We start from the raw sequence: 22,607 nt of genomic DNA on the forward strand, positions 1-22,607 counted from the left end.
GATGAAAAAACAGGCATCGTGCAATACCTCCCAGCAGTGCAGAAAAAGGATCCTCGCTATTAAGGATACCATGGAGATTCTTTCCGGAAAATGGAAGTTTCACATCCTGGGAACACTGCTTCTCAACGACAAAATGCGTTTTATGGACCTTATGAGAGAGGTGGACGGAATTGCCGCCAAGATGCTTTCCAAAGAACTGAACGATATGGAAATGAACCGGCTGATCACCCGCCGCGTACTCGACACGAAGCCGGTAACCGTAGAATACGAGCTCACCGAATACGGCAGATCTGTTGAACCGATTATCAACGAAATAGCTAGCTGGGGCATGGTGTATCGCAACGGCGTAGTGGCGTGAGGCATGTTTAACCAGAAAGAATTTTCAGCATTTTTGAAAACCGGTATTTACATTAGCCGACCCATACGCTTCCGTCATGAACGAAAAAAATCATCCTAACCGCCCATCCGCGCAAATATCCATTGCTGTCCTGCCATTTACGAATCTGAGCAATGATCCCGAAGAGGAGTATTTCAGCGATGGTGTCACCGAAGAAATCATCAATGTGTTGAGTCGTGTACCGGGTTTGCAGGTGGCCGGGAGAACTTCGTCTTTTACTTTTAAGGGCCATCATCACAACCCGCAATGGATCGGCGCGCAGTTGCAGGTCGGTTTTGTTCTGGACGGCAGCTTGCAAACGTCCGGTGACCAGTTGCTGATCACCGCAAGGCTTGTGAAGGCCGAAGATGGCTTGCAGGTCTGGTCTGAAAAGTATGATAGGGCATTGGAAGACATATTTGATGTCCAGGAAGAAATAGCACAGGCCATTCTGGGTTCCGTCAAGATCGAACTGCTGGGCGAGGAACCCGGAATTGCTTTCAAGCGGTATACGCATAATAAGGAAGCTTACCAGCTTTACCTCCGCGCGCGGTTCTACCACAATAAGTTCGGCGGCAGCGATGACTACAATCGAGCCATCGGCTATTTCCAGGCTGCCCTGGAAATCGACCCGTCTTACGCGATAGCCTACTCCGGCATTGCTTCCTGCTATTTGAACATGTGGTTTTACCGGCATCTTCCGGCCGCGAAAGCCTTGCCGCTGATGAAGGAAGCAACCGAGCAGGCGCTGGCATTGGACGACGGCATTGCCGAAAGTTACCTCGCGCTCGCACGCATGCAAATGCTGTACGAATGGGACTTCGCCGCCGCTTCGGGGTCGTTCCAAAAGGCATTGGACCTGAACTGGAATACAGCCGACCTTCACGGACAACACGCACTGTATCTGGCCCTTACCGATCGGCCGGTCGAGGCAGAAGCCGAAGCGGCACAGGCCCTATCGCTCGAACCGTTTTCACTGATCAACAATTTCTACGCAGCCTATGTATACTGGGTTTCAGCCAAGTTCGACCTGGCCGTCGGGCAGGGACGCAGGCTTGTGGCGCTGGACCCTTCTTTCTGGGGCGGCCATATGATCACCGGCCTGAACCTGATCACGCTAAAAGACTACCCCTCCGCCCAGGATGCCCTTGAAACCGCTTTGGAAATCAACTACAACGGCATTACACTGAGCGCCTGCGGCGTACTCTTCGGATTGTCGGGAGAAACCGACAGTGCGAGAGATATTCTCACGCAAATGTCATCGCTGGGTAAAACCAGCGTCGTTGCCAATTATGACATGGGCATTGTAAATGCCTCGATCGGCGAAACCGCGACGGCCGTGGCCTGCTTCCAGGCGGCGATCGACAAACACGAACCGCCGATGTTGTTTTTCAAATACATTGTCAGGGACTGGTTGTCGGGCGATTTGTATGACCAGCGCTACGAATTGCTGATTAGCCAGGTAGTCAAATGAACATTTGATTTTTTATATTTTATTTCCGTAACAACATCAAACATTTTATTCTACCTTTGAAGCTTAACAAAATAGTAAAAGTATGAACAAGGGTAGGGTCAAATTTTTTAATGAAACGAAAGGTTTCGGTTTCATTTCTCCTGAAGATGGAGGAGATGACATTTTTGTACACACATCAGGTCTGAAAGACAATGTTCGTGAAAACGACCTTGTAACTTATGAAGTTGAGAATGGCCGGAAAGGACTGAATGCTGTCAACGTTACGTTGGTTTAAGCGGTCACTTTATACGACAACAGATAAATCCTCCTTATTTGGGAGGATTTTTTATTTAAAAATCGAGCATTAACACCCATCCTTTATGGCATTTATCGACATTGTACTGCGCCGGCCTTCGTACGGATGGCAAGATGAACAGGGAAATCTGATCAAACCACGTCCTGGTCAGATTTTTGCCGAATTCTTCAAACGGCTGAACATTGTGCGGGATAAGAGGAACTGGCTCTCGCTGATGAGCTGGGTGAAAGTGCTTTGTATGGTGCCTTTCCTGGCACTTTTTATTTTCAAATTTTTCAGTCTCTGGTTGCTGCTGGCGGCATTCGTGTACAGCATGTTCATTATGGGCACGCATGGCACCATCTGGCACCATCGCTATTGCACACACGGCGCATACAAGTTCAAGAACCGCTTCTGGCGTTTCTTTACCCAAAATCTTACGGTTTGTATGATCCCGGAAGAGATCTACGTGATTTCGCACCACGTACACCACGCCAAATCCGACCAACCCGGCGATCCGTACAATGCCGAGGCGGGTTTCCTTTATTGCTTCCTGGCCGACGTGAACCATCAGCCAATCGCAACGGATCTTAGCGAAAACGACTATAACCGCGTGAAATCGCTCATGAAGCATACGGGCGTTATAGCCAATTCCTATCAGCAATACCTATCGTGGGGCTCCTACCAGCACCCGGGACGAGCTATGCTCTACTGGCTGCTCAACTGGTCGTTCTGGTATGCGGCTTTCTTCCTGCTCGGTGGCCACGCACTGGCCTGCACGTTGTTCGGCGCCGCCGGCTTCTGGGCGGTTGGTGTGCGTACATTTAATTATGAAGGGCACGGAAAAGGCCAGGATAAGCAACGCCCAGGAACCGACTTTAATCAAAGCGATAAGTCGATCAACCAGCTTTGGCCGGGGATCGTTGCCGGCGAATGGCATAACAACCACCATCTTTTCCCGAAAAGTGCGCGTAGCGGTTTTAAACCTCACCAGGTGGATATGGCATGGTACTACATCAAAATGATGAATACGCTCGGCGCGATATCCAGCTACCATGATTCGAAAGAGCAGTTCTACAAACTATACGAATCCCCCTATCGCGAGGCATTGCAAAATACGGCAAATCATGCCGAAGCCTGAAAAATACTAAGCCTTCACCCGCATTGTGTCGACAATTTGTAGTATTTACACTACAATAGAATTGTCGCGCGCGCTTTTCTGAACAGTTATTCCCGTGTATTTCATCGAAATGCGTAGAACAATTTCTATCTTGTCGACTATTGTATACGCATAAGCATCCTCAGTGAATAAAAGCGCCCGTTCCGTCTGTCTTTTGCTGCTTCTCCTATTCTGCAATTCAGTCCTTACCTGGTCTCAGAGAACACAGCCTCCCTGGTTACAGGAGTTTCGCATCGAACATTACACCGATGAAGACGGCCTGCCCCAAAATAGCGTTTACGCCATCGCCCGCGACGAACTGGGGTACGTGTGGCTTTCGACCGAGCGTGGCCTCGCCCGGTTCGACGGTAAGAATTTTAAAATTTTCGAGAATTTCGGAAAGACCTATTCCTCTGCCAGTATAGGCATGTTCAACATCGATCCCCGCCCAAAACCCGCTGGTTTTTTTGCGCTGAACAATGAATGGAACTTCATACATATCCATCAGGGCAAGGCCGCGATAGACACTGTGTTGCATCAGTTTATCAAACAGCAGCCATTTCGATACCCGGACAAAGGCGACGGACATATTATGGAGCGGCATCCGAGGCTCTACTATGGAAACCCGTTCCCGAACTACGCTGTGTACCCGGCCGGAGGCGACCGCTTTTTTGTTTTCAACGGTACTGCGCTTGAATATTTCGAGAAAAAAAAGAGCAAAGGGCGGGTCAGGTGGGTTGATGAAGGCCCCTGGCATTTCTTTTGGCTGGATAACTGTTTCTACCATCTCAAAAATGGAAAACTCCACCTGTTTACCACCGATTCGGGCCCGTTCGGTGCCCGGCCAGCCGTTTTGAAAGGCGCATTAACCAATGAACTTTTATACCGGCAAGGCAAATACGAGCTGTATTGGAACAACGCCATGAACCAGACGTTTATTCGAGCGGGTCAGTCTGTTTACCGGATCAGACGCGAACAAAACGGAGATTTAAACTCCGAGCTGATCCTGAATGGATTTGATTTCGAGAAAGAACAAGTATTAGCCATTCATTACGACCCCAACACCCACCGCATCTTCCTCGGCACGCAACTCAGCGGCCTTTTTGTGCTTACCAGAAAAAGGTTTACAACCCTGGCATCCCCCTACCCCGGTACCGACCAGGTCTACTACGGACAAGCGCTGATTAACAAAAACACAGTATTATCCAACCAGGGGATCGCCTACACGACAAATGATTCCGGAAACATCACGAGCCGGCAGCTTCCCCTGATAACCCGCAGTGTGTTCTGGGACAAATCCAGCATTCTGAGAGATGACAACGGCTTTATCTGGTGTAAGCTCGCAAACAAACTGATGTTGTTCGAGCCAGATGGGTCTGCTATTAAACTGGCCTGGACATTGCCCTCCGAAATCACCCAACTTTACCAGGGTCCCGACGGAACGATCTGGATAGCAACCAGTACCGAAGGCCTCTTCTCGATGCGCGCTCCCTTCACAAGGAACAGCCACCCCGATTTGTTTTTAAAAGGACCTCTCATCGACATATCCTGGCTGGTAGAGCAATCGGCCGACACGTTCTGGATTGGTACCCGTCGGGGGCTTTTCCGGATTTCAAAAAGAACCAAGAAGATATCGGCGATCAAGGGACTGGAAGGTATTTATATACGAAGCCTGCATATCTCTCAAAACCAATCCGAGATCTGGCTAACGACTTATAAGGATGGCTTTTTTCTTCTGAAAGATGGAAAACTAACCCGCTTTCCGCCCGACCGGAAGGGTTATCTCGCCAACTCGCATTGCATTGTCGAAGACGATAAGGGTTTTTTATGGATTCCTACGAACCGGGGCTTGTTCCAGATCTTAAAGAAGGACTTACTGAACTACGCCGACAAGCCAACAGACCTCTATTATCACCACTATTCGAAAATCGACGGGTTTAATAGCAATGAATTCAATGGAGGGTGCCAGCCCTGTGCCCTCCGGCTGCCTTCCGGAATAGTGTCGCTGCCTTCCATGAATGGACTGGTCTGGTTCAACCCGGAGCAGACGTCGGCGGAGATGCCCGACAAGAAGATCGTCATCGACCGCATCGAGATCGACCAGCAAGCCGTAGCGGAACCCTGGAAGCGCATTACCTTCACACAGAGCCAGAAACAGCTGAGATTAGAGGTGAATACACCTTTTTTCGGAAATGACTACAACGTTGAATTTTCCTACGCCCTCGCGAAACGTGGTACTGCCCCTGCTCCACCCGACTGGCTGAACGTCGACGCGCCCATTACCAACAAAGCGACGATCAATATTTCCAGCCTGGGCAAAGGGAGGTATACCCTGTATATCAGAAAAAAAAACGGTTTCGGCGCAGGTAATTACGGCTACGAGACTGTCGAAATCGATGTTCCGCCGTTCTGGTATCAGACCTGGTGGTTTTACTTGTCGATCGTGCTGGCAGTCTTTCTGGCTGCGTTTCTTTACTTGAAATACAGGATTCGTTCGATCCAGCGAAGAAGCCGGCTCCTTGAACTCCAGATCAGCGAACGTACCAGCCAGTTACAGGGCACACTACGGGATTTGGAAAGCTCACAAAACGAGCTACTCAGCCAGATGCACCTTCAATCCCGTCTAATGGCCTCTATTGCGCATGACGTCCGCTCCCCGCTTGGCGCGGCGATCATCGTAGCCGGCGAAATGCAGAAAATGATCGAACGACAACAGTTCGACATGGTGTCGCTTTTTGGCAAAAACATAGAAGATGCCCTGCGCATGGTAAAGGGCTCCCTGGAAGACCTGCTGGCCTATGTAAAGATCCAGGTCTACAATCACGAACCCAAGAGTGAAACAGTGGCGCTGCACGAACTGCTCGAAGAAAATATGCAGCTCTACGGTAAAAACACCAGAATCAATTCAAACACATTCCTGAACCTGATCCCCGCCGGTACATTTGTCGATACCCACCAGCAACTGCTCAAAATCATCATCCATAACATCATCGACAATGCCAACAAGTTCACGGATAATGGCGAGATTCGGGCTTACGTCTCACAACACAACAGCCGCCTGCAACTCATCATCGAAGATTCCGGTCGCGGAATTTCAAAGGAGCTGCTTGCCTGGTTTATGGAAGACAAGGCATTGCCGCCTACATCACCGCACACCGGGATCGGCCTGGCGATGATCAAGGAACTGGCGCCATCGGTGACGGAACGTATTGAGATGGAACGGCTCGATCCGGGAACCAGGGTTACGCTTACGTTCCGTGCATTTTCGCAGCATAATTAACCCGGCATATCAAGGCTGTTCCGGGAACCGTTGTTCCGGGAACCGTTGTTCCGGGAACCGCTGCTCCGGGAGCCGCTGCTCCGGGAGCCGTTGCTCGGCCAGTCGCTGCTCACGGAGCTTGTCCGCTAGGTCAATCACATTATCGACACCCAGTTTTTCAAATATCCGCGCTTTGTAAGTACTCACGGTATTGGACTGAATATCGAGATGAGCGGCAATTTCCTTCACCCATTTTCCCGCCACCAACAATTCCGAGATCTCTCGCTCGCGCCCCGAAAGGCTCTTGATTCCGAATGGACGTGTCCGTTTCTGCTTACCGTAAGTCACCACATCGAGCAACCTCTCCTGCACGGCCTGGCTTACATAACGGCTTTTCTTGACCACCGTTAAGATGGCTTTGACAGTCTCGCTCCGCTCGGCGGTTTTGGAAAGATACCCATTTGCACCGGCTGCGACGAATGCGAGCGCGTTCTGTTGCTCGTCGGCCGCGGAGCAAACCAGAATAGGCACCTCCGGCTGCAACTGGCGGATTTTTCCGATCATCGCCGTCCCCTGGCCCCCGGGAAGTTCGATATCGAGCAGGATCAGGTCATACGGGTTGCCGCGGACGCAGATGACGGCATGATCAAAGCTTTCTGATTCATCGATGGTTGCATGGCCGTAAAGGTCCTGCAAAACGATCTTCATACTCATCCGAACCAAAAAATGATCTTCAACAATAAGAATGTTCATGACCTAATCTAATAGTGGGTTTGTCGTAAAACAACACGCAATTGTAGTAATAATTCGCATATTCTTCAAGTTAAATTTAGCTTCTTCCGGGGTAAGCCCACGGATTTCGGAGCCTGCGGCGAATGCGAAGTAATAATACCAAAAATCTCCCGGGCTTATACAACAACCCGGGAGAATGGGAGTTTTTATCACCTCTACGGACAATGGCCAGCGTGGCGCTACCGGGTAACGGCTACTTTGTGTGTGCTGATAGTGCCGTCAAACAGGGTCAAGGTCACGATATAGACGCCGGGCGTGAGCTTGCTGACATCGACTCCGTCGTTGGATACCTTTTGCACTTGTAGAAGATATTGGCCGGCAATGTTTTTTACCGATACTTCTTTCACCATGACATAGCTGTCGATGAGCAGTTTGTCAGACACCGGGTTCGGATATGGCCTGACGGCCTCACCTTTGATTTCTACATTACGGATCGCGCTGTACGCGAAGCTATCATCCCTGTCCACCATTTTCAGCCGGTACAGGTTCTGTCCTGTCAAAGGTGCGTTATCTGTATAGAAGTAATCGACCAGAACTTTACTTTCTCCAGTTGAAGCAACCGTCCCGATCTTGCCCCATTTTTTGCCGTCGGCACTTCGCTCGACTTCGAACCGGTCGCTATTGGTTTCCTCCGTGGTTGCCCAGCTGAGCAATGCGGTTTTCCCCTCGGCAACGGCCGCAAAGCGGGTCAGCGTTACCGGAAGCGGCAGAATAAGCGAAGCAAATGTATAGGCTGTATAGGAATCCGGCGCCAGCGACGAGGTAGTCGTAATGGACCCCTCTGCCAGGCTGCCGCTACCACCCAGTATGGATGTAACATCCACTTTCGACGGAATGGCCACCCATTGCGTTCCGTTCCATCCGGCGATCGTGAGTTTAGCAAGGTTCCCCCCCGTCAACGAAGCTATGGCGCTTCCTGCGTCCCAGGTCAGCGTCAGTGGCGTCGCATTTGCGCCATCAATGTCCCAATATTCGATAATACTCACGACCTCGACGTTCTGGCCCACGCTGGCCGTTGCGAACGGCCCGCCATTTGGAAGCGCGGCATAGTTAGCCCCTGTAAACAGGTTACTTGTGGCGGCGGTATTAGGGTCTGTATGAAAATAAGCACCCATTGTCCCATCTGCAGATGCCGCAAACTGCCCCAAAGCTCCATTGTCGCCTACAGGGAAGACAAATGTGCCCGCTCCGTACTTGCGCACGTAGCCGTCCACATAGCCCGCGTCCGAAGCACCAACGGACGTCAGGTTATCTCCGGCGAAGTTCAGCACACCGAAGCTTCCTGTTGCACGCTCGGTAAGGATCACACCGGGCTGGGTGCCCCCTCCTCCGGTAACGAAATTGTGGTTGCCGAAAAATGACATTTGAGCACCGCCGAAAATAGTCGTATTTCCCTGGCTGCCTTCCTGGGCATGGGCCAGGTGCCCGAGCAAAAGCAGGGCAGCAGAAACCGCCGCGCCGCGCCATCCGCTTCCGGATGAGCTGGTATAAAGTTGTTTCATTGTTTCGTCTTGGTTAAATGACAGGCATCACGAAAATGCTTGCAGCGCCGCGGTGTTGATACCCACGCCGCCGTGCTTCATCACCACCACATGCCAGGCATGTTGAAATGAAGCAAATGTCTCAGTCGATTTTGGTGACAGTCATGTATGCACGTCCGCAGGTTCCTGTCCAGATGGGATTGACTGGCGGATTTCCATCGGTTTGCATCGTGTACCCTTCCAGCGAGATTCCGTCACCTGCTGTTAATTTCCCCGTGTAAACCACGGATTGCCAGTCCCCGGCTGTCAGGCCCATCGGGCTGGCTCCCTTGAAAATCGGACCGCCATTTTCCGATACTACCCATATCCTTGTCCAGAGCGTTACGCCGGCACCCGTTGTGCTGATACACGACAATCCAACCTGCACGGAGTAAGTACCGTCCGCGGGAACAGTATACCGTTTGGTAGATGCGTTCCAGCCTGCCGCACCCAGCGTAGGGACAAGCGGAAGCCGCTGATCCGGTTCGTCATGGGTTGTGAAAGTGGGAATCGTAGCAAGCCCGGTAATAGCCCCGCTGAATGCAGTTACCGGAATCGAGAGATCGGACTGGCTTTGCCAGGTAGCCACACCGTTCGCATCGGACGTTAATACCTTTTTATCGCCCTGGGAACCGTCAGCGATGGTCAGTTTGCCCGTCGTTTTGTGAATGCTGATTTTTTTGGCAGGATCCGTACTTTCAACTTCGAGGTTATTGTTCGGATTGATTGTCGTGGGATTGGAGCCGATCTTCACCTGACCGAAAGTGGCAGCACCGGTTGCCACCGTCATGGCAATCGCCAGTGCTGAAAAGAGTCGAATTGTTTTCATGAAGTGATTTGTTTGTGGAACTATGGTTGAGTTTGAAACAGAACAAATCTACAATCGCAGGATTACTTCAATCTGTCGACATACGAAATAGTTATCGTAGATCAAGCCCTACAAAGTAGTACAAATACTACTTTGCAATAGCTGGATACAACGAAAAAAAGTCTGCACCCCGAAGATATGCAGACATTAGATTTTTTAACTAGTTATTCCCTAACCAGCCCCCACGTAGCTCCGGATATCAAAAACGTTAAGGCCTAAAATGACCGGATTCCCCGGTGCAGATTTGAACCGTATCACCAGTGATCCGGGCCCCGTTGCAATGCTGTTGGAAAATACCGACGACGATATAGGGCAGTAAACAGGCCAGTCACCCACCGCTGCTAGGCCTTTAATGATCACCTGTTCGGCCGGGGTAAAGTCTGCATCAGAAGTGAGGGTAAGCGTAATGCCATCGGCGGCAAACAGGGAGCCCACAGCATGGGTAAAGCTTCCGGTAGCCCCGAAGTAGGCCTGCCAGTCGGCACTGTCGATCCACGGCGGAGTACACGGCGATGCCCATGCCTGGTGCAGCAGGAAGGAATTGTACCATTGCCCTGGCGTGACCGCGACGGTTGCGACATGGTCGAACTGGACGGAAACGGTGATCTTGCTCAATGCGAACTTCCTGCTCACATGAAAGGCCGCCGAACTGCCCGTCCATATTCCGAAATAATTAGGGTCATCGCCGGGCACCCAGGAATTGGAAACATCCGGGTCGTCGTGGGTCGAGTCGAAGGAGAAGCTTGCCCCGGAAGAAGCCCGGAGGGTGTTTTTCAGATCCGAAAAAGTAGGCAAAAAATCCGCTGGTTTGGCATTTGGCCCTTCATAGGGCTGCAAAAGCGCCTGCGCGCCTTCGATCAGCAGTTGGGTGGAAAGGTCGGAGCGCCCGATGTTGGCTACTTCCGGCGCATTCACCATTGCCCACTGAAACCACACGGTCGGTAAGGTATTGGCGGGCGGAGGGGGCGTGATGGTTTTAAGGTAAGCCTGCCATTGCACATAGGTGTCGGCACCGATGTCCTCCACAAAATCGCTTTCGGGGAACGAAAGCCCATTCACCACCGCCGCGTACTGGCTGAAAAACGTTGGCTGCTGATAAAGCCAGCGATTGTATTTGAGCGTGACGGGTGGAACGACATTGAAGGAATCCCAAAGAGCCTGGTCGCTCGTGGGTACCGCCGGAGGTTGTAGCAACTGGAAATGCCGGATCGACAGGTTCAGACTGGCCGCCAACTGATTATACCACCCGTCGGTCACGGCGGTCATCGCTTCGGTAGGGGTATCGGTGATAGTTATCATTTTGCTTCCTGAATAATGGTTTCCTTCCACATGGGTAAAATCAAAAGAAGAAGGCTGGTCTTACCCAGCCTTCCAAAGAAAACACTAAGCAGTAGCCAGGCTGTTCGGAACGAATGCTTTGGCCGATTCGAAAAGCGAAACGCCCAGGTCCGCAGAGTGGCCTACAAATTCTCCGGCTGACAATACGTTCACACCCAGCACAACCGGTACCCCCGGAATACTGCTGGTAGTGATGGTCATATTGTTGTCCTTGTTGAATGTGACGCGGTTGGTCGACGTGCTGCCGCTATCGCCCGAATAGAACGGCCAGAAACCGGACGAGCCGCTGGATGTAATCGTCTGCTGATCAACGGAAGAATACTTGGCATTCGAAGTAATGGTGATGGACATACCCGACGCCACGATCACGTTCGCGGAGAAGTATTGCATGTTACCATCTGTGCCAAACGTATTGTTCCAATTAATGGGTGCTTTGTCTCTCCATGGGCTGCCGGTTTTGTTGGCAAATGCCAGACCCATCGCCGAAGAATAATACCATGCGCCCGGTGTGTTGGGCAACACGAGAAGGTGCTCAAATTTCGCTTCGAGCTGAATGCGGCTGGAAGCGAATTGCTCGCTGAGCGTTGAGGTAGAGCTGCTGCCGCCCCACAGGCCGAAGAAACCCGAGGTCGAGCCGCCTGCCCAGGAGCTGCTTACATTTTTGTCCATCGTACTGCTGTCGAACGAGAACGAACGTGAAGGAGCGTTTGCCAATTGGTTTACCATATCGGCATAGTTCAGTTGCCAGTCGAAGTTGATCGGCAGGCCTTGAGGCGTGGTGTACACCAATGTAAGTTCGTTCTGTGCGGTAGCGATCGGGTCAAGCAGAATAGCCGCATAGTCGGAAGAACCGATATTGGCCACGTCCGGCGCGTTGAACATCGCCCAGTTTCTGAACATCGTGGGGATCTGGTTCATACTTGGCGTAGGCTGTTTTTGCACATAAGCCTGCCATGCGAGAAAATTCTCGTCCCCGATATCCTTTCTCACATTGATAGTCCGCGAAGCCTCCAGCGCCGAAAGCAAGCCTCTGTAATTGTTATAGAACTGGTTACCGCCGCTGGCAACAAACTGTGCGGTCAATGATTTGGGAGGGATATTGTTGTAGTAAGCCCAGAAAGTCGGGTTTGCGGCAGTACCACTCGCAATCGGAGGTGCTGGCTGAATGATCTGAAAAGAGTCCTTACTCTGGCCTAAACCCTGGATCAAACCATTGTACCAGCCGTTTTGTAAATCTAGAAAATCGCTCATTGTGACGTATGAATAATCCCCTTTTTTAAGACGTGCAGGATCCGTCCCCGTAATAATGCCTTTACAGGTAAGCCCGTTTTTTCGAGTGGTTGCTGATCTCCACTTTACAAAAGCTTTTGCCTGACAAAGGTTCGTAGAAATAATTCTTCAAAAACGACTACAAACACCTGTTTTTGAAAAACACGTGTTTACACCTGCCTGAATGGTAAACCGGTAGGAAATGAGGTGAAATGGGCCAGAAAAGGCTGATAGAAGCAAAAAAATATTATAGAAGTATTTCTATGTCAGAAATTTACTAAACCGTCGCCGCAATCCAGTTCCGCACAATGGCGGCCAGCGCCTGCTCTCCCGCCTTCACGGCCTCCATATGCTTAAAAGAAGCGATCGCCCGGTCGTTTTCCCTCCAAACGAGCAGGCCTGACGCGTCCTGTATCAGCCTGCCTTTCGGCTGCTCCTTCACCTTCGCGCCACGGTGAAAAACGAGCTGGATTTGCTTGGGAGGTTGGATTCTCATCGTGACCCTGTCTTCAGGGCCTATTGAGTAGTTGGGGCCATTCCATTTGATATTTTCTTCCAGCAATGCATTTGCCTGCAAAATAATGAGGCGCAGCGCTTCAATCTCCTGCCTGAGCGGGTGATGCAATTCATCCAGAAATCGGGTAACGTCGTTATTAAGCGGCATGACCGGGAAAGTTATGATTGACAAAAAATTACTCGATAAGTTTACAAAACCGGATCGTGTTGCCGTCCGCATCCGTGACATAAAACTCCCTCCGGCCCCAGGTCTGGTCCACCGGTCCCTGATGCACCTTCGAGCCGGCCCTGAGCGAAATGTCAAGCCCCCGCCCTATGTACTTCGCGAACAATGTATCCACATCTTCCACCCAAAAATAGACTACGGAGCCAAACAACCTTTCGCTTTCCGAGGTAGTTAGTTGCATGTTCCAGCCATCCCGGCCCAGGTCTACCACCGGGGAATCGGCATTATCATTCGGGTCGGTCATTTCGAAATCAAGCACCTCCGTGTAGTACCGGATAGCCTCGGCCATGTTTGTGACTTTGAATAGCGGGACGATCATAGCAACATATTAAGTTTTTACGGAACATTTTTTGGCATTATTGTATTTTATATTATATTTAATTAAATTATATATTACCATGAAGCCATTACCACTTACCGTCTTCGTCCTCGCGTTAGGCGCTTATATGACCGCCCATGCGCAGACGCGCAAACCTGCATTGCCGGAGGACACCATCACCTCGGAAATCATCTTGCAGGACTTGCTGTACCGCCATCCACCCGAAGTTGAAAATTTTTCAGAAGAAAAAGTCTTTGCGTGCCCCATCGAGCAACAGCCGGAATACCCCGGCGGGACTCATGCAATGTACAAATTTATTGAAGCCAACCTTCGTATGCCTCGAAAGGCGAAAAACGCCCGGATTTCGGGGAGGGTATTTGTGAGTTTTCTTATAAAAGAAACAGGCGAGATCAGCGATATCACCGTTTTGAAAGGGCTTGGATTCGGGTGTGACGAAGAAGCGGTGCGAATAGTGGGGTTAATGCCCAAATGGAAACCAGCCAGACAGTCTAACAAAATTGTCAGGGTCAAATACAATCTACCCATCTTATTTAATATCAACTAAAAGCCGAAAACATACATTCCGCATGCTTTCGGCCGATTATTAATCCACATTTCCATCCTACAACGCAACCGTCCTCGTAGAAATACCAACGCGATTCAGAAAGTTGATGTGGCTGATGCAAATGATCAGATCGCCGATCTCGCTGGTCGTGAAATGCGTTTTGACACTTTCATAGGTTTCGTCGGAAAGGCCGTCGACCGAAATGTGCGTGATCTCTTCGGTCAGTTGAAGCACGCTCCTTTCGGCCTCGGTGAACAGCGGGCTTTCTTTCCAGGCCGAAAGCGCAAATATCCTCCGGGCAGATTCGCCGATTTGCAAAGCCTCAGCGGTGTGGTAATCGATACAATAGGCACATTTATTGATCTGCGAAGCGCGGATCTTGATGAGCTCGATCAGGCTCCGGGGAACGGATGATGCGTATACGCGTTTTTCGATGGCGGACATATGCGTCCAGTATTGGGGTTCTTCCCTCCAGACATCCAGGCGGTGTTTAACAACTTTTTGCATGATTGACATTGTTTTGTTTTGTACTACAAAATTCGTCAGGCATGCGAAGGAACTTCTTAAACTGGTTTAAGAAAGGTATTTCTTCCGGATCTCACTGAGGTACTCGGGGGTAAAACCCAGGAACGAGGCCATCAGGTATTGCGGTACCCTTTGCAGGAAGGCCGGATATTTTTTGCTAAAATCCCGGTACAAATCCTCCTTCGACAGATCGTACATCTTGCGCACCCTCATTTGCGAAGCCGCATACGCCCGCTGGAATACGAGATGAAAGTACTCGTTAAGTTCAGGAAATGCCGATAGCAGTTCTCGTTGTTGCGCGGCGGAAATAGCCAATACTTCGGTTGCTTCGATGGCGCGGATGGAAAATTGCGCAGTACCGCCATCCTGAAATGCCATAAAATCGGTAGTCCACCAGTTTTCCAGTGCGAAATCAATGGTTTGTTCCACGCCATTCTGCCGTAGGTACAGCAAATGAACACATCCTTTCACAATAAAAAACTTCTCATGGCAACGCTGTCCTTCTTCGAGCAGCAACTCCTTTTTTTCAAAGGACCTCCTTACAAAGAAACCCCCGATCGCGTCGAGTTGCCCGGGCTTTACCGAAGAATATCGGGCAATATGGGTAATCAGTTCCTGCATAAGCGTGCTTCCGTTGTTGTGCGGGGTAAAAATAGCCACAATAATGCGCGCATAAACCCTTTAAACACCCGGGCCCGAAAATGTTTTCTTCCGGCCTTGGCGTTTCGTTGTGAATTGAAATAAGTAAATTCGCAACAGCCCTGTATCCAACTCCGGGCTTTAAGACTAAACTTCCTGAAAAAATGAAATTTGCAATCCACGCATTCCTTGCCGGTGCCACACTCACGCTTGCGCCATCGCTCTCGATCGCCCAGCAAACGGCAGCGCCGGCCGCCGGAGCCCCCGTTGAGACCAAAAAGCCCAACTCCGAGTACAAATCTGCATTTGCAGGCCAAACCCGCATTGGCTCGGTCGTAACCAAAACCCCCTATGAGGGGAAAGTACTGACATCCTCCCTCGAAAGACCATGGGGAATAGCAGTGCTGCCCGACGGCAAGTTTATCGTGACGGAAAAGGGCGGGACGATGCGTATCGTGTCTGCAACCGGCGAAGTTGGGAAACCGATTGACGGTGTACCCAAAGTAAACAGCGACGGCCAGGGTGGCCTGCTCGGCGTTACGCTTGATCCGGCTTTTGCTCAAAACAGAATGGTGTACTGGGCGTTTTCAGAGCCGCTGGCTGACGGAAACCTCACAGCCGTGGCGAAAGGCAAACTTTCGGCGGACGCGACGAAGCTGGAAAATGTTAAAGTTATTTATCAGGCAACTCCTGCCTATAAAGGGACGCTCCACTACGGCGGCCGCGTGAAATTTGCGAAGGACGGAAACCTGTTCGTATCGACCGGGGAGCGCTCCGACCTCGTTACACGCCCGCAAGCGCAGGACCTCAACTCCGGACTGGGTAAGGTAATCCGCATTACCACGGACGGAAAACCTGCCAAAGGAAACCCGTTCATTGGCAAGGAAAATGCACGCCCCGAACTGTATTCATACGGACACCGCAACGTTCAGGGTCTGGCGATCAATCCGGTTACGGGCGATTTGTGGGAAACCGAATTCGGCCCAAGAGGTGGTGACGAGATCAACCGCGTATTGCCCGGCAAAAACTACGGCTGGCCAACCATCACCTACGGAATTGAGTACAGCGGCAAGCAGATTGGCGATGTGATTCAGCAAAAAGAAGGAATGGAACAACCGGTGTACTATTATGACCCCGTTATTTCCCCGAGCGGTATCACATTCTACGACGGCAAGCAAATACCCGAATGGAAAAATAACCTGTTCATCTCCTCCCTCAGCGGCATGCACGTTTGCCGGATCGTGATCAAAGACAATAAGGTTGTCGGCGAAGAACGACTTCTTTCCGGCGAAAACCAGCGTTTCAGGGACATTACCGAAGGCCACGACGGAGCGCTTTACGCCGTTACAGACCAGGGAAGACTGTATAAAATCGGTAAAAAGTAATTTTCAGGAGCATTCTCCCGGAATAGCAAACCGACCCACCACCCGTCGCACCGGCAACAGCGTTGTCATGCGACGGGTGTTTTGTTTTAATAGCTGATTTTGAAAGGATTTGGTACGCTTATTGCTGGTTATATGCAGATATAAACCATGACCGATATGGAGAACTTAAAGCCCATTGTTAAACAGGTTATCAAGATCTGGCGTCTGTATAAGACCCTGCAACTGACGCTGACGCTTGCCATGCGCCATGAAATCCCGTTCCGGATGCGGAAGCTGTTGAGTCGTGATTACATGATTTGCTCTGTATTGAAGAAAGAAATGGCTAATCTGTACGACGCGCTCAAATGCTGCATGCAGGATGTTTGTATCACGCGCCCCGATACCGGAGCTACCATGGTTGTGGACGTAAAAGGCAATGTAGAGCTGGCAATGGGTAAAATCGTCAACGTGCACCGGCAGATCATCGCAGAATACGAAACATTATTTGCGCTGGTCGATGGTTCTAATCTTAACCTTTCGTTGCTTCGACAGCATCGGAAACAAATGGCGCAAATGACGGATGATCTTTCGGCACAATCGGAAAGACTGGAACCGGAAGATCATCGCCAGAACTACGTTTGATGTGCCAGTGACCAGCGGGGTCACCGGATATCCCATTTGACTTTTCCTGCGAACGGGTCACTGCTCACCATATATTTGCTACCCTTTTTCAGGAGTACAAGCTCCTTTACACTTTCCAGGCCAGGCAGGAAAAGCTGCACTTTCGCGGTAGCACCGCCACCATAAGTTTGCAATTCGATCCGTGACCAGTCGATATCGCCGGTAGACTGCGCAACCTTTACGTGCGGAAGTACCGCGCCCTCGCGCACCATCATCACCACGTCGAGTTCGCCGGTTGCGATTTCATGCCAGCCGCTTCCGTAGGCCTTGCCGGTTTGGTAGTCGGTCCATTGACCTTTCGGCAGGTAAACGCTACGTGTTTTGCCTGCTTCAAAAAGGGGCGCCACTAGCAGGTCCGAGCCAAGCATATACTCATTATCGACCATCCAGGCACCGGGATCGGCGGGGAACTCCACCAGCAACGCACGCACCATCGGCAATCCTCTTTCCGACGCGAGCTTCGATTGCGTATAAATGTAGGGCATGAGTTTGTACTTCATCTCCACTGCCTTTCTGAAATAGTTCTGAAACTCCTCACCGTATTCCCACGGCTCCTTGGGCGCCTGCCCATGCGTGCGGGTATGTGAGGCGAGTAGCCCCATCGGCAGCCAGCGACGGTAGAGATCTTCCGGCGTCTTCATGGTAAACCCGCCGATATCGTGGCTCCAAAATGTAAAACCCGACAACCCTAGCGACAAACCGCCCCGCAGCTGCGCTTCCATTCCCTTGTTCGTAGTTTCGGCGTCGCCGCCCCAGTGGATCGGGTAACGCTGGCTCCCTGCCCAGGTGCTCCGTGCCCAGATGATGTTGTCACCCGTCATTTTCCGGGTCAGTTCGGATACAATCTTGTTGTAGCGCAGCGGGTAGAGATTATGTTCGTAAAAACCAGTGCGGCCCGAAGCATATAGGCCCGATAATGGCGCAGCCTCCCCAAAATCAACCTTAATGGCCGAAACGCCCAGTTTCAGCAGTCCGGCTATTTTGTCTTCATACCACTTTACCGTATTAGGATTCGAAAAATCGAGCACCGCATCCTCGTAAGGGAGTGTACCATTGGCGTTTTTAACAGCCAGCCCTTTTTCCACAATTTCAGGATATAGCGCATTTTTAGGAACAAAATAAGGCAGCTGCCAGAGCGAGGTACGGAAACCCTGCTTTTTCAGGTCGGCGATCATGCCTTCCGGGTCCTTGAAACGGCTCGGAGCGAAACGGTAATCGCAGCGCCAGTCGGTTTCGAACCAGCCGGTGTCGAAATGGATTACATCCGACGGAATGCGGTTCTGGCGGAGTTTCGCGGCTACGTTACGGCCATCCTGCTCCGAAAAATAAGTAATGCGGCTCATCCACAACCCGAACGACCACAATGGCGGCATGGAAGCTTTGCCGGTGAGGTCGGTATAGGCATCCAGAATTTCCTTAGGTTGCCCCAGGAATACAAACAGGTCGAGGTTTTCATCGCCGATCTGCATCGCATTCGACTCCCCGTAGGTAGCTCCGAAATCACAGGTAATGGGAGCCGTGGTGTGCATGAACATGCCGTAACCGCGCGAGCTCATATAAAATGGAATGGGCTTGTACATGGTCTGCGTTTCGACGCCGTTGGGGTCGTGGGTCCAGAGCACCAGTTTCTGCCCGTTTTTGTCCAGGCGGGTAAATGACTCGCCGCAGCCGAAGATCTTTTCATCGGGCGAGATGGCAAACACCGCTGCCACGCTGCGCGAATAATCGGATGCCCGGCGGACAAACGAAAAAGGCAATGTCGGCGTGTAGGAAGCCTTACCATCGGCTTGGCTGCGGGTTTGGGTTAAAATCTTGCCACTGGCATCGCGGATAAGTATTTTCCAGGGGTTTTCATAAATGGTCACCGAGCCATACGCGCCGGTGTACTGGTGCCCCCCGTTAATCTTGCTATACTTCCACGAAGCATCCTTCGCAGGCTCGCCCGTAAGCATGAGCGACGGGCCCGGTGCGGGCCCCTGTGCACCCGTGTTCGCACGGATGCGCACCGTACGCGGGGAGGTGAATTCGACGGAAAATGGCAGAACCGGGTCCTGGGCGTATTCAATTGCCGGGAACTCGTTACTGAACGAGCGTTTGTAGCTCAACATCGAGTTGTTGAAGTTGTGGGCCGAAAACGGCTCGTTCCTCTTCCATTTGATCTTGCCAGCACCCGTAGCCGGGTCGAACGCGGCCAGACTGTCGGCGAAGAAAACGGTGTTGGAAAAATCGCGAAAATCTTGGCTGATGTCGACTGGTTCGTTGATCAGCTTGCTGTGCCGGCCGCTCCCCGGCTGGGCGTCGGTGCTAAAAACCGTGACCAGCGTTAGTAAGAGGCTATAAGCTATAAGCTGCAAGTTGTAAAGTCTGTTGCGGACTGGGCGCTTTAAGTTATACATGGAGTGCTTTTCAAATGTGATGCCCGATATTTGCGGGCAATGATTTCCCTGAAAAACGCTACGCCCACGTCACGCAGGCGCACGAGATCCTGGTCGGGTAAGGTTCCAGTCACTTGTATTTGTCCGGCCACCGGCGGGCTACCCGGCAATCATATTGCGAGCGCCCAACCGATGGCGGATAATGGATTATTCGGCGTTGTACCTATTTTTTCACGATCCGGAAATTATCCACGCTACCGTTAAAAGAAGCGATGGCCACATCCGCCGAACCGAACGACACTTTCAGGTCGGTAATCTTCGATACATCGGAGATGGTAGAGCCGGAAGCACTCTTGAACTCGGAAAGCTCGATAACCGCTGTTCTCCACCCGTTTGTCTGATAGCCTGCCGAAGCATATTCCGTAGAGTTCCAGGGCTGGAATGCATACACATATTCAGTGCCGCCAGCGCCGATGGTAATATCGTACTTCCCGGCTTTCCACGGTTCTGCGATATTATGTTCGAATTTGAATTGTCTGCTCCCTGCGTCTCCGGCCGCCAGTTTGAAGTCGAAATAGCAGGTGGAGAACACCCAGCCGTCGTTATAGCCGGCAGCGGGCAGTTTGGTTTGCTTGATCCTCGAAAACTTACCCGAAATGGCCTGCGCGTCCGTTGCGGGCACAATAGGCGCCCCTCCCCAGCATACTTCCGATCCCCACGTGGTAGCGGGAACATCGAAATTGATCATATTGCCCGTCAGGTCGTTCATTTTAAAAGTAGTTTTCGTAGTTCCGAACTCTCCTTCAACCGTAATAATGTCAACCGCGGCGGTAGCAGGCATTTTGGCGGTAATTTGCTTTACCGTAGCGCTCAAAACCTGCAAACTGGTGGTACCCAGCTTCACCGATTTAATATTATAGAAATAATCCCCATTGATTACCACCGTACCATTAGCCTTCACAAACTCGGAATACAAACCCGAAATGACCGGTACCGGTGCCGTCAGCACGAAATCGTAGGTCGTTTCGCCACCTTTGGTAACCACCTTGATTTTGCTGGGCACAGCGGCGTCCACCGCTTTGGTAGGCGCATTGGCCGGAATGGTCACGATAATGTTCGAATTACTGCCCAAAGCGGAATTAAAACTTGCTTCGAAATCATTGAAATACACTTTCAACACGCTGCCCAGGTTCTGTCCCTGGATCACGATCAGGCTGCCCGGTTCGGCGGCGGTCAGGGAGCTGTCGGCTTTCGTGGGATCGAGCAGGCGCACTTTGCTGATGGTCGGCGCGCCATCGATGTCGTCGTCGTTACAGCTCTGGAAGGACAGCAGCATACCTGCCGCCAGCAATAGTCCCAGCGCCGTTTTGCATATATTTTTCAAATTCATTGTGATCAGGGATTTGGGTTAATCAACTAGCTTGCTGAAATCGAAAGCGACCGGCTCATTCTTCAACGAAGGCGCATTGACGATCTCGCTTTCCGGGAACGGCAGGTACAAGGTCGCGTCGGTCAGCGGGTAATACTCGGCCGGTGAATACGTCACAGTGTACTTTTTGGGATTGATAGAGCCCGCCATGTAGGTCATCGTATAGTTTTCCTTGTGTTGGGCTGCTGTGTAAGCGATCGCTTTGGCAGGATTGAAATAATACCAGCGCACCACTTCGTTCCAGGAATTACCCTCAAAAACCGTTTCCACCCTTCTCTCTCTGAAAATATCCTCGAAAGTCAGCGAAGTCTTCGCAGGCATTCCCGCTCTTTTACGCACGGCATTGAAGTACTCCAGCGCTTTTGCGTCGGCAGTCGTTGCGGCATTGCCCAAGACGGCGTCGGCATAAATCAGGTACACTTCCGCCAGGCGCAACATGTAGGAGTTGATGTTCGCAGCCATGAAGCCGCCGAGGCCGCCATTATCCGCCGGTGAGCCGATAATGTACTTTTTAATGGCCGACAATGCAGCCGGACGGTTGTATTTCAACCCGCCGTTCCCTTTCTGGATATTAGGGTAAACATCGGTATCGAACATGGCAATCGCCTTTCTGCGCAATGAATCGGCCGGGTTTTCGGTGAAATACTTCACGAGGTCGGCCGATAGCCCCTGTGCCGCGCCCCAGCCGTCGCCCGTGCCGGTAATATTGGCATCGTAGGCGAAATATGCCTGGAAAGAGTTGTTCACGCCCCACGGGCTGCTCACGGGCATCCATTGCAGGGAGAATAGGCTCTCAGGATTGTTCTTCGAAGCATTGTTGTTCGCGCTCTCGAACAGCTCCCCATACGTAGGCGCCAGCGAAAGGCCGCTTTTGGTGATCACGCTTTCCGCATAGTATTTCGCACTGTCCAGGTCAGCCTGTTTACGGGTACCGTTCTGGTTCAGGCCCGAGCGCATCAGGTACATACGGGCTAGCATTCCTTCGGCCGAATACTTCGTCAGACGCCCCTGTACCGCCGTTGCAGGCAGGTTTTCAGCAGCGAAGCGGTAGTCTTGAATGACGAGTTTCCACACATCGTCGATCCGGTTGCGGACGGGCGGCGTGTTCAGCTGCGCCACGTTGTCGTATACAATGGGGACCGCCCCCCAGTTGGTTACCAGGTAATAATAGGCCGTAGCGCGCATAAAGCGGCATTCGCCCAGCCCCTGCGCCTTTACGGCTGCCGAAGCAGTGCTGCCCTGGGCCTCTTTGATCGCCTTGTAGGCATTGTTGCTCTGCGCGATGATCTTGTAAAACGACTTATAACCAGGTAGTAGCGTACCCACGTCTGTCGACGGGACCGCATGCTTGATGTAAGCCGTGCGGTCGTTGGAATTGAGGTTCCCGGCGCGCGCCTCTTGGAATGCCATGTTGGCCTTGTCGTTGAAATCGAACCAGACAATGTTGTAGAGCGGGGCTGTTCCGGCCAGGATTTCGTCGTTGGTTTTGTAAAAGTTACCCGACGTCATCGCGTCCAGCGGCGGGTGGTTGAGGAATTCCTCGCCGCACCCCTGCAAGAGCATCATCGCCCCAATAGCCGCTATGAATCTGAATTTGAATTGCATATGGAATATTTTTTAAGAAAAATTGACGTTGGAC

20 protein-coding genes are annotated in these 22,607 nt (G+C 51.4%); 8 read left to right on the forward strand and 12 right to left on the reverse strand.

Features of this window, described 5'->3' with window-relative positions; all coding sequences use genetic code 11:
- Position 1: 1 nt before the first annotated feature.
- From IEY24_RS10005 to IEY24_RS10025, 5 genes are all read left to right on the forward strand, one after another.
- Positions 2-358 (forward strand): winged helix-turn-helix transcriptional regulator, encoded by a 357-nt coding sequence (locus tag IEY24_RS10005; RefSeq protein WP_188931211.1) that lies wholly within the window; start codon positions 2-4, stop codon positions 356-358.
- A 76-nt stretch (positions 359-434) separates the two neighbouring features.
- Entirely contained in the window at positions 435-1,850 is a 1,416-nt protein-coding gene (locus tag IEY24_RS10010; protein ID WP_188931213.1) for an AraC family transcriptional regulator, read from the forward strand.
- A gap of 82 nt (positions 1,851-1,932) precedes the next feature.
- On the forward strand, positions 1,933-2,124 hold the full coding sequence (locus IEY24_RS10015) for a cold-shock protein (RefSeq protein ID WP_188931215.1): 192 nt from the start codon (positions 1,933-1,935) through the stop codon (positions 2,122-2,124).
- Positions 2,125-2,209: 85 nt separating this feature from the next.
- Positions 2,210-3,265: a fatty acid desaturase gene (locus IEY24_RS10020; RefSeq protein ID WP_188931217.1), complete on the forward strand. Its 1,056-nt coding sequence runs from the start codon at positions 2,210-2,212 to the stop codon at positions 3,263-3,265.
- 163 nt (positions 3,266-3,428) lie between these two features.
- Positions 3,429-6,563 carry a ligand-binding sensor domain-containing protein gene (locus IEY24_RS10025; protein ID WP_188931219.1) on the forward strand — a complete coding sequence of 1,045 codons (3,135 nt, stop codon included), beginning with the start codon at positions 3,429-3,431 and terminating at the stop codon, positions 6,561-6,563.
- Between the two features lie 9 nt (positions 6,564-6,572).
- Here IEY24_RS10025 and IEY24_RS10030 read toward each other — a convergent pair whose 3' ends face one another.
- From IEY24_RS10030 to IEY24_RS10060, 7 genes are all read right to left on the reverse strand, one after another.
- Positions 6,573-7,295: a response regulator gene (locus IEY24_RS10030; RefSeq protein WP_188931221.1), complete on the reverse strand. Its 723-nt coding sequence runs from the start codon at positions 7,293-7,295 to the stop codon at positions 6,573-6,575.
- Between the two features lie 218 nt (positions 7,296-7,513).
- Complete coding sequence (locus IEY24_RS10035; protein ID WP_188931222.1) at positions 7,514-8,836, reverse strand: T9SS type A sorting domain-containing protein; 1,323 nt, start codon at positions 8,834-8,836, stop codon at positions 7,514-7,516.
- Positions 8,837-8,957: 121 nt separating this feature from the next.
- Complete coding sequence (locus IEY24_RS10040; RefSeq protein ID WP_229221757.1) at positions 8,958-9,683, reverse strand: hypothetical protein; 726 nt, start codon at positions 9,681-9,683, stop codon at positions 8,958-8,960.
- A gap of 210 nt (positions 9,684-9,893) precedes the next feature.
- Entirely contained in the window at positions 9,894-11,021 is a 1,128-nt protein-coding gene (locus IEY24_RS10045; protein WP_188931224.1) for a hypothetical protein, read from the reverse strand.
- Between the two features lie 84 nt (positions 11,022-11,105).
- Positions 11,106-12,311: a hypothetical protein gene (locus tag IEY24_RS10050; RefSeq protein WP_188931226.1), complete on the reverse strand. Its 1,206-nt coding sequence runs from the start codon at positions 12,309-12,311 to the stop codon at positions 11,106-11,108.
- 295 nt (positions 12,312-12,606) lie between these two features.
- Positions 12,607-12,993 carry a DUF1801 domain-containing protein gene (locus IEY24_RS10055; protein WP_188931228.1) on the reverse strand — a complete coding sequence of 129 codons (387 nt, stop codon included), beginning with the start codon at positions 12,991-12,993 and terminating at the stop codon, positions 12,607-12,609.
- A 28-nt stretch (positions 12,994-13,021) separates the two neighbouring features.
- The gene (locus tag IEY24_RS10060) at positions 13,022-13,390 is read right to left on the reverse strand and encodes a glyoxalase superfamily protein (RefSeq protein WP_188931230.1); all 369 of its coding nucleotides are present in this window, start codon (positions 13,388-13,390) and stop codon (positions 13,022-13,024) included.
- A 79-nt stretch (positions 13,391-13,469) separates the two neighbouring features.
- Here IEY24_RS10060 and IEY24_RS10065 point away from each other — a divergent pair, with 79 nt between their 5' ends.
- Complete coding sequence (locus tag IEY24_RS10065; protein ID WP_188931232.1) at positions 13,470-13,955, forward strand: energy transducer TonB; 486 nt, start codon at positions 13,470-13,472, stop codon at positions 13,953-13,955.
- A gap of 57 nt (positions 13,956-14,012) precedes the next feature.
- Here the strand turns inward: IEY24_RS10065 and IEY24_RS10070 are convergent, their stop codons facing one another.
- Both IEY24_RS10070 and IEY24_RS10075 read right to left on the reverse strand, forming a co-directional pair.
- Positions 14,013-14,462, reverse strand: a complete 450-nt coding sequence (locus IEY24_RS10070) for a carboxymuconolactone decarboxylase family protein (protein ID WP_229221759.1) — start codon at positions 14,460-14,462, stop codon at positions 14,013-14,015.
- Positions 14,463-14,528: 66 nt separating this feature from the next.
- Entirely contained in the window at positions 14,529-15,140 is a 612-nt protein-coding gene (locus IEY24_RS10075) for a Crp/Fnr family transcriptional regulator (RefSeq protein WP_229221761.1), read from the reverse strand.
- A gap of 143 nt (positions 15,141-15,283) precedes the next feature.
- Here IEY24_RS10075 and IEY24_RS10080 point away from each other — a divergent pair, with 143 nt between their 5' ends.
- Positions 15,284-16,504 carry a PQQ-dependent sugar dehydrogenase gene (locus tag IEY24_RS10080; RefSeq protein ID WP_188931236.1) on the forward strand — a complete coding sequence of 407 codons (1,221 nt, stop codon included), beginning with the start codon at positions 15,284-15,286 and terminating at the stop codon, positions 16,502-16,504.
- Positions 16,505-16,660: 156 nt separating this feature from the next.
- Positions 16,661-17,125: a hypothetical protein gene (locus tag IEY24_RS10085; RefSeq protein ID WP_188931238.1), complete on the forward strand. Its 465-nt coding sequence runs from the start codon at positions 16,661-16,663 to the stop codon at positions 17,123-17,125.
- Between the two features lie 20 nt (positions 17,126-17,145).
- Here the strand turns inward: IEY24_RS10085 and IEY24_RS10090 are convergent, their stop codons facing one another.
- The 3 genes from IEY24_RS10090 to IEY24_RS10100 form a co-directional block, all read right to left on the reverse strand.
- Positions 17,146-19,560 (reverse strand): glycoside hydrolase family 31 protein, encoded by a 2,415-nt coding sequence (locus tag IEY24_RS10090; protein ID WP_188931240.1) that lies wholly within the window; start codon positions 19,558-19,560, stop codon positions 17,146-17,148.
- A 202-nt stretch (positions 19,561-19,762) separates the two neighbouring features.
- Complete coding sequence (locus IEY24_RS10095) at positions 19,763-20,929, reverse strand: glycan-binding surface protein (protein ID WP_188931242.1); 1,167 nt, start codon at positions 20,927-20,929, stop codon at positions 19,763-19,765.
- Between the two features lie 18 nt (positions 20,930-20,947).
- Complete coding sequence (locus IEY24_RS10100; protein ID WP_188931247.1) at positions 20,948-22,573, reverse strand: RagB/SusD family nutrient uptake outer membrane protein; 1,626 nt, start codon at positions 22,571-22,573, stop codon at positions 20,948-20,950.
- Positions 22,574-22,607: the final 34 nt, after the last annotated feature.

This window comes from Dyadobacter endophyticus (genome assembly GCF_014641595.1).
GTDB lineage: Bacteria > Bacteroidota > Bacteroidia > Cytophagales > Spirosomataceae > Dyadobacter > Dyadobacter endophyticus.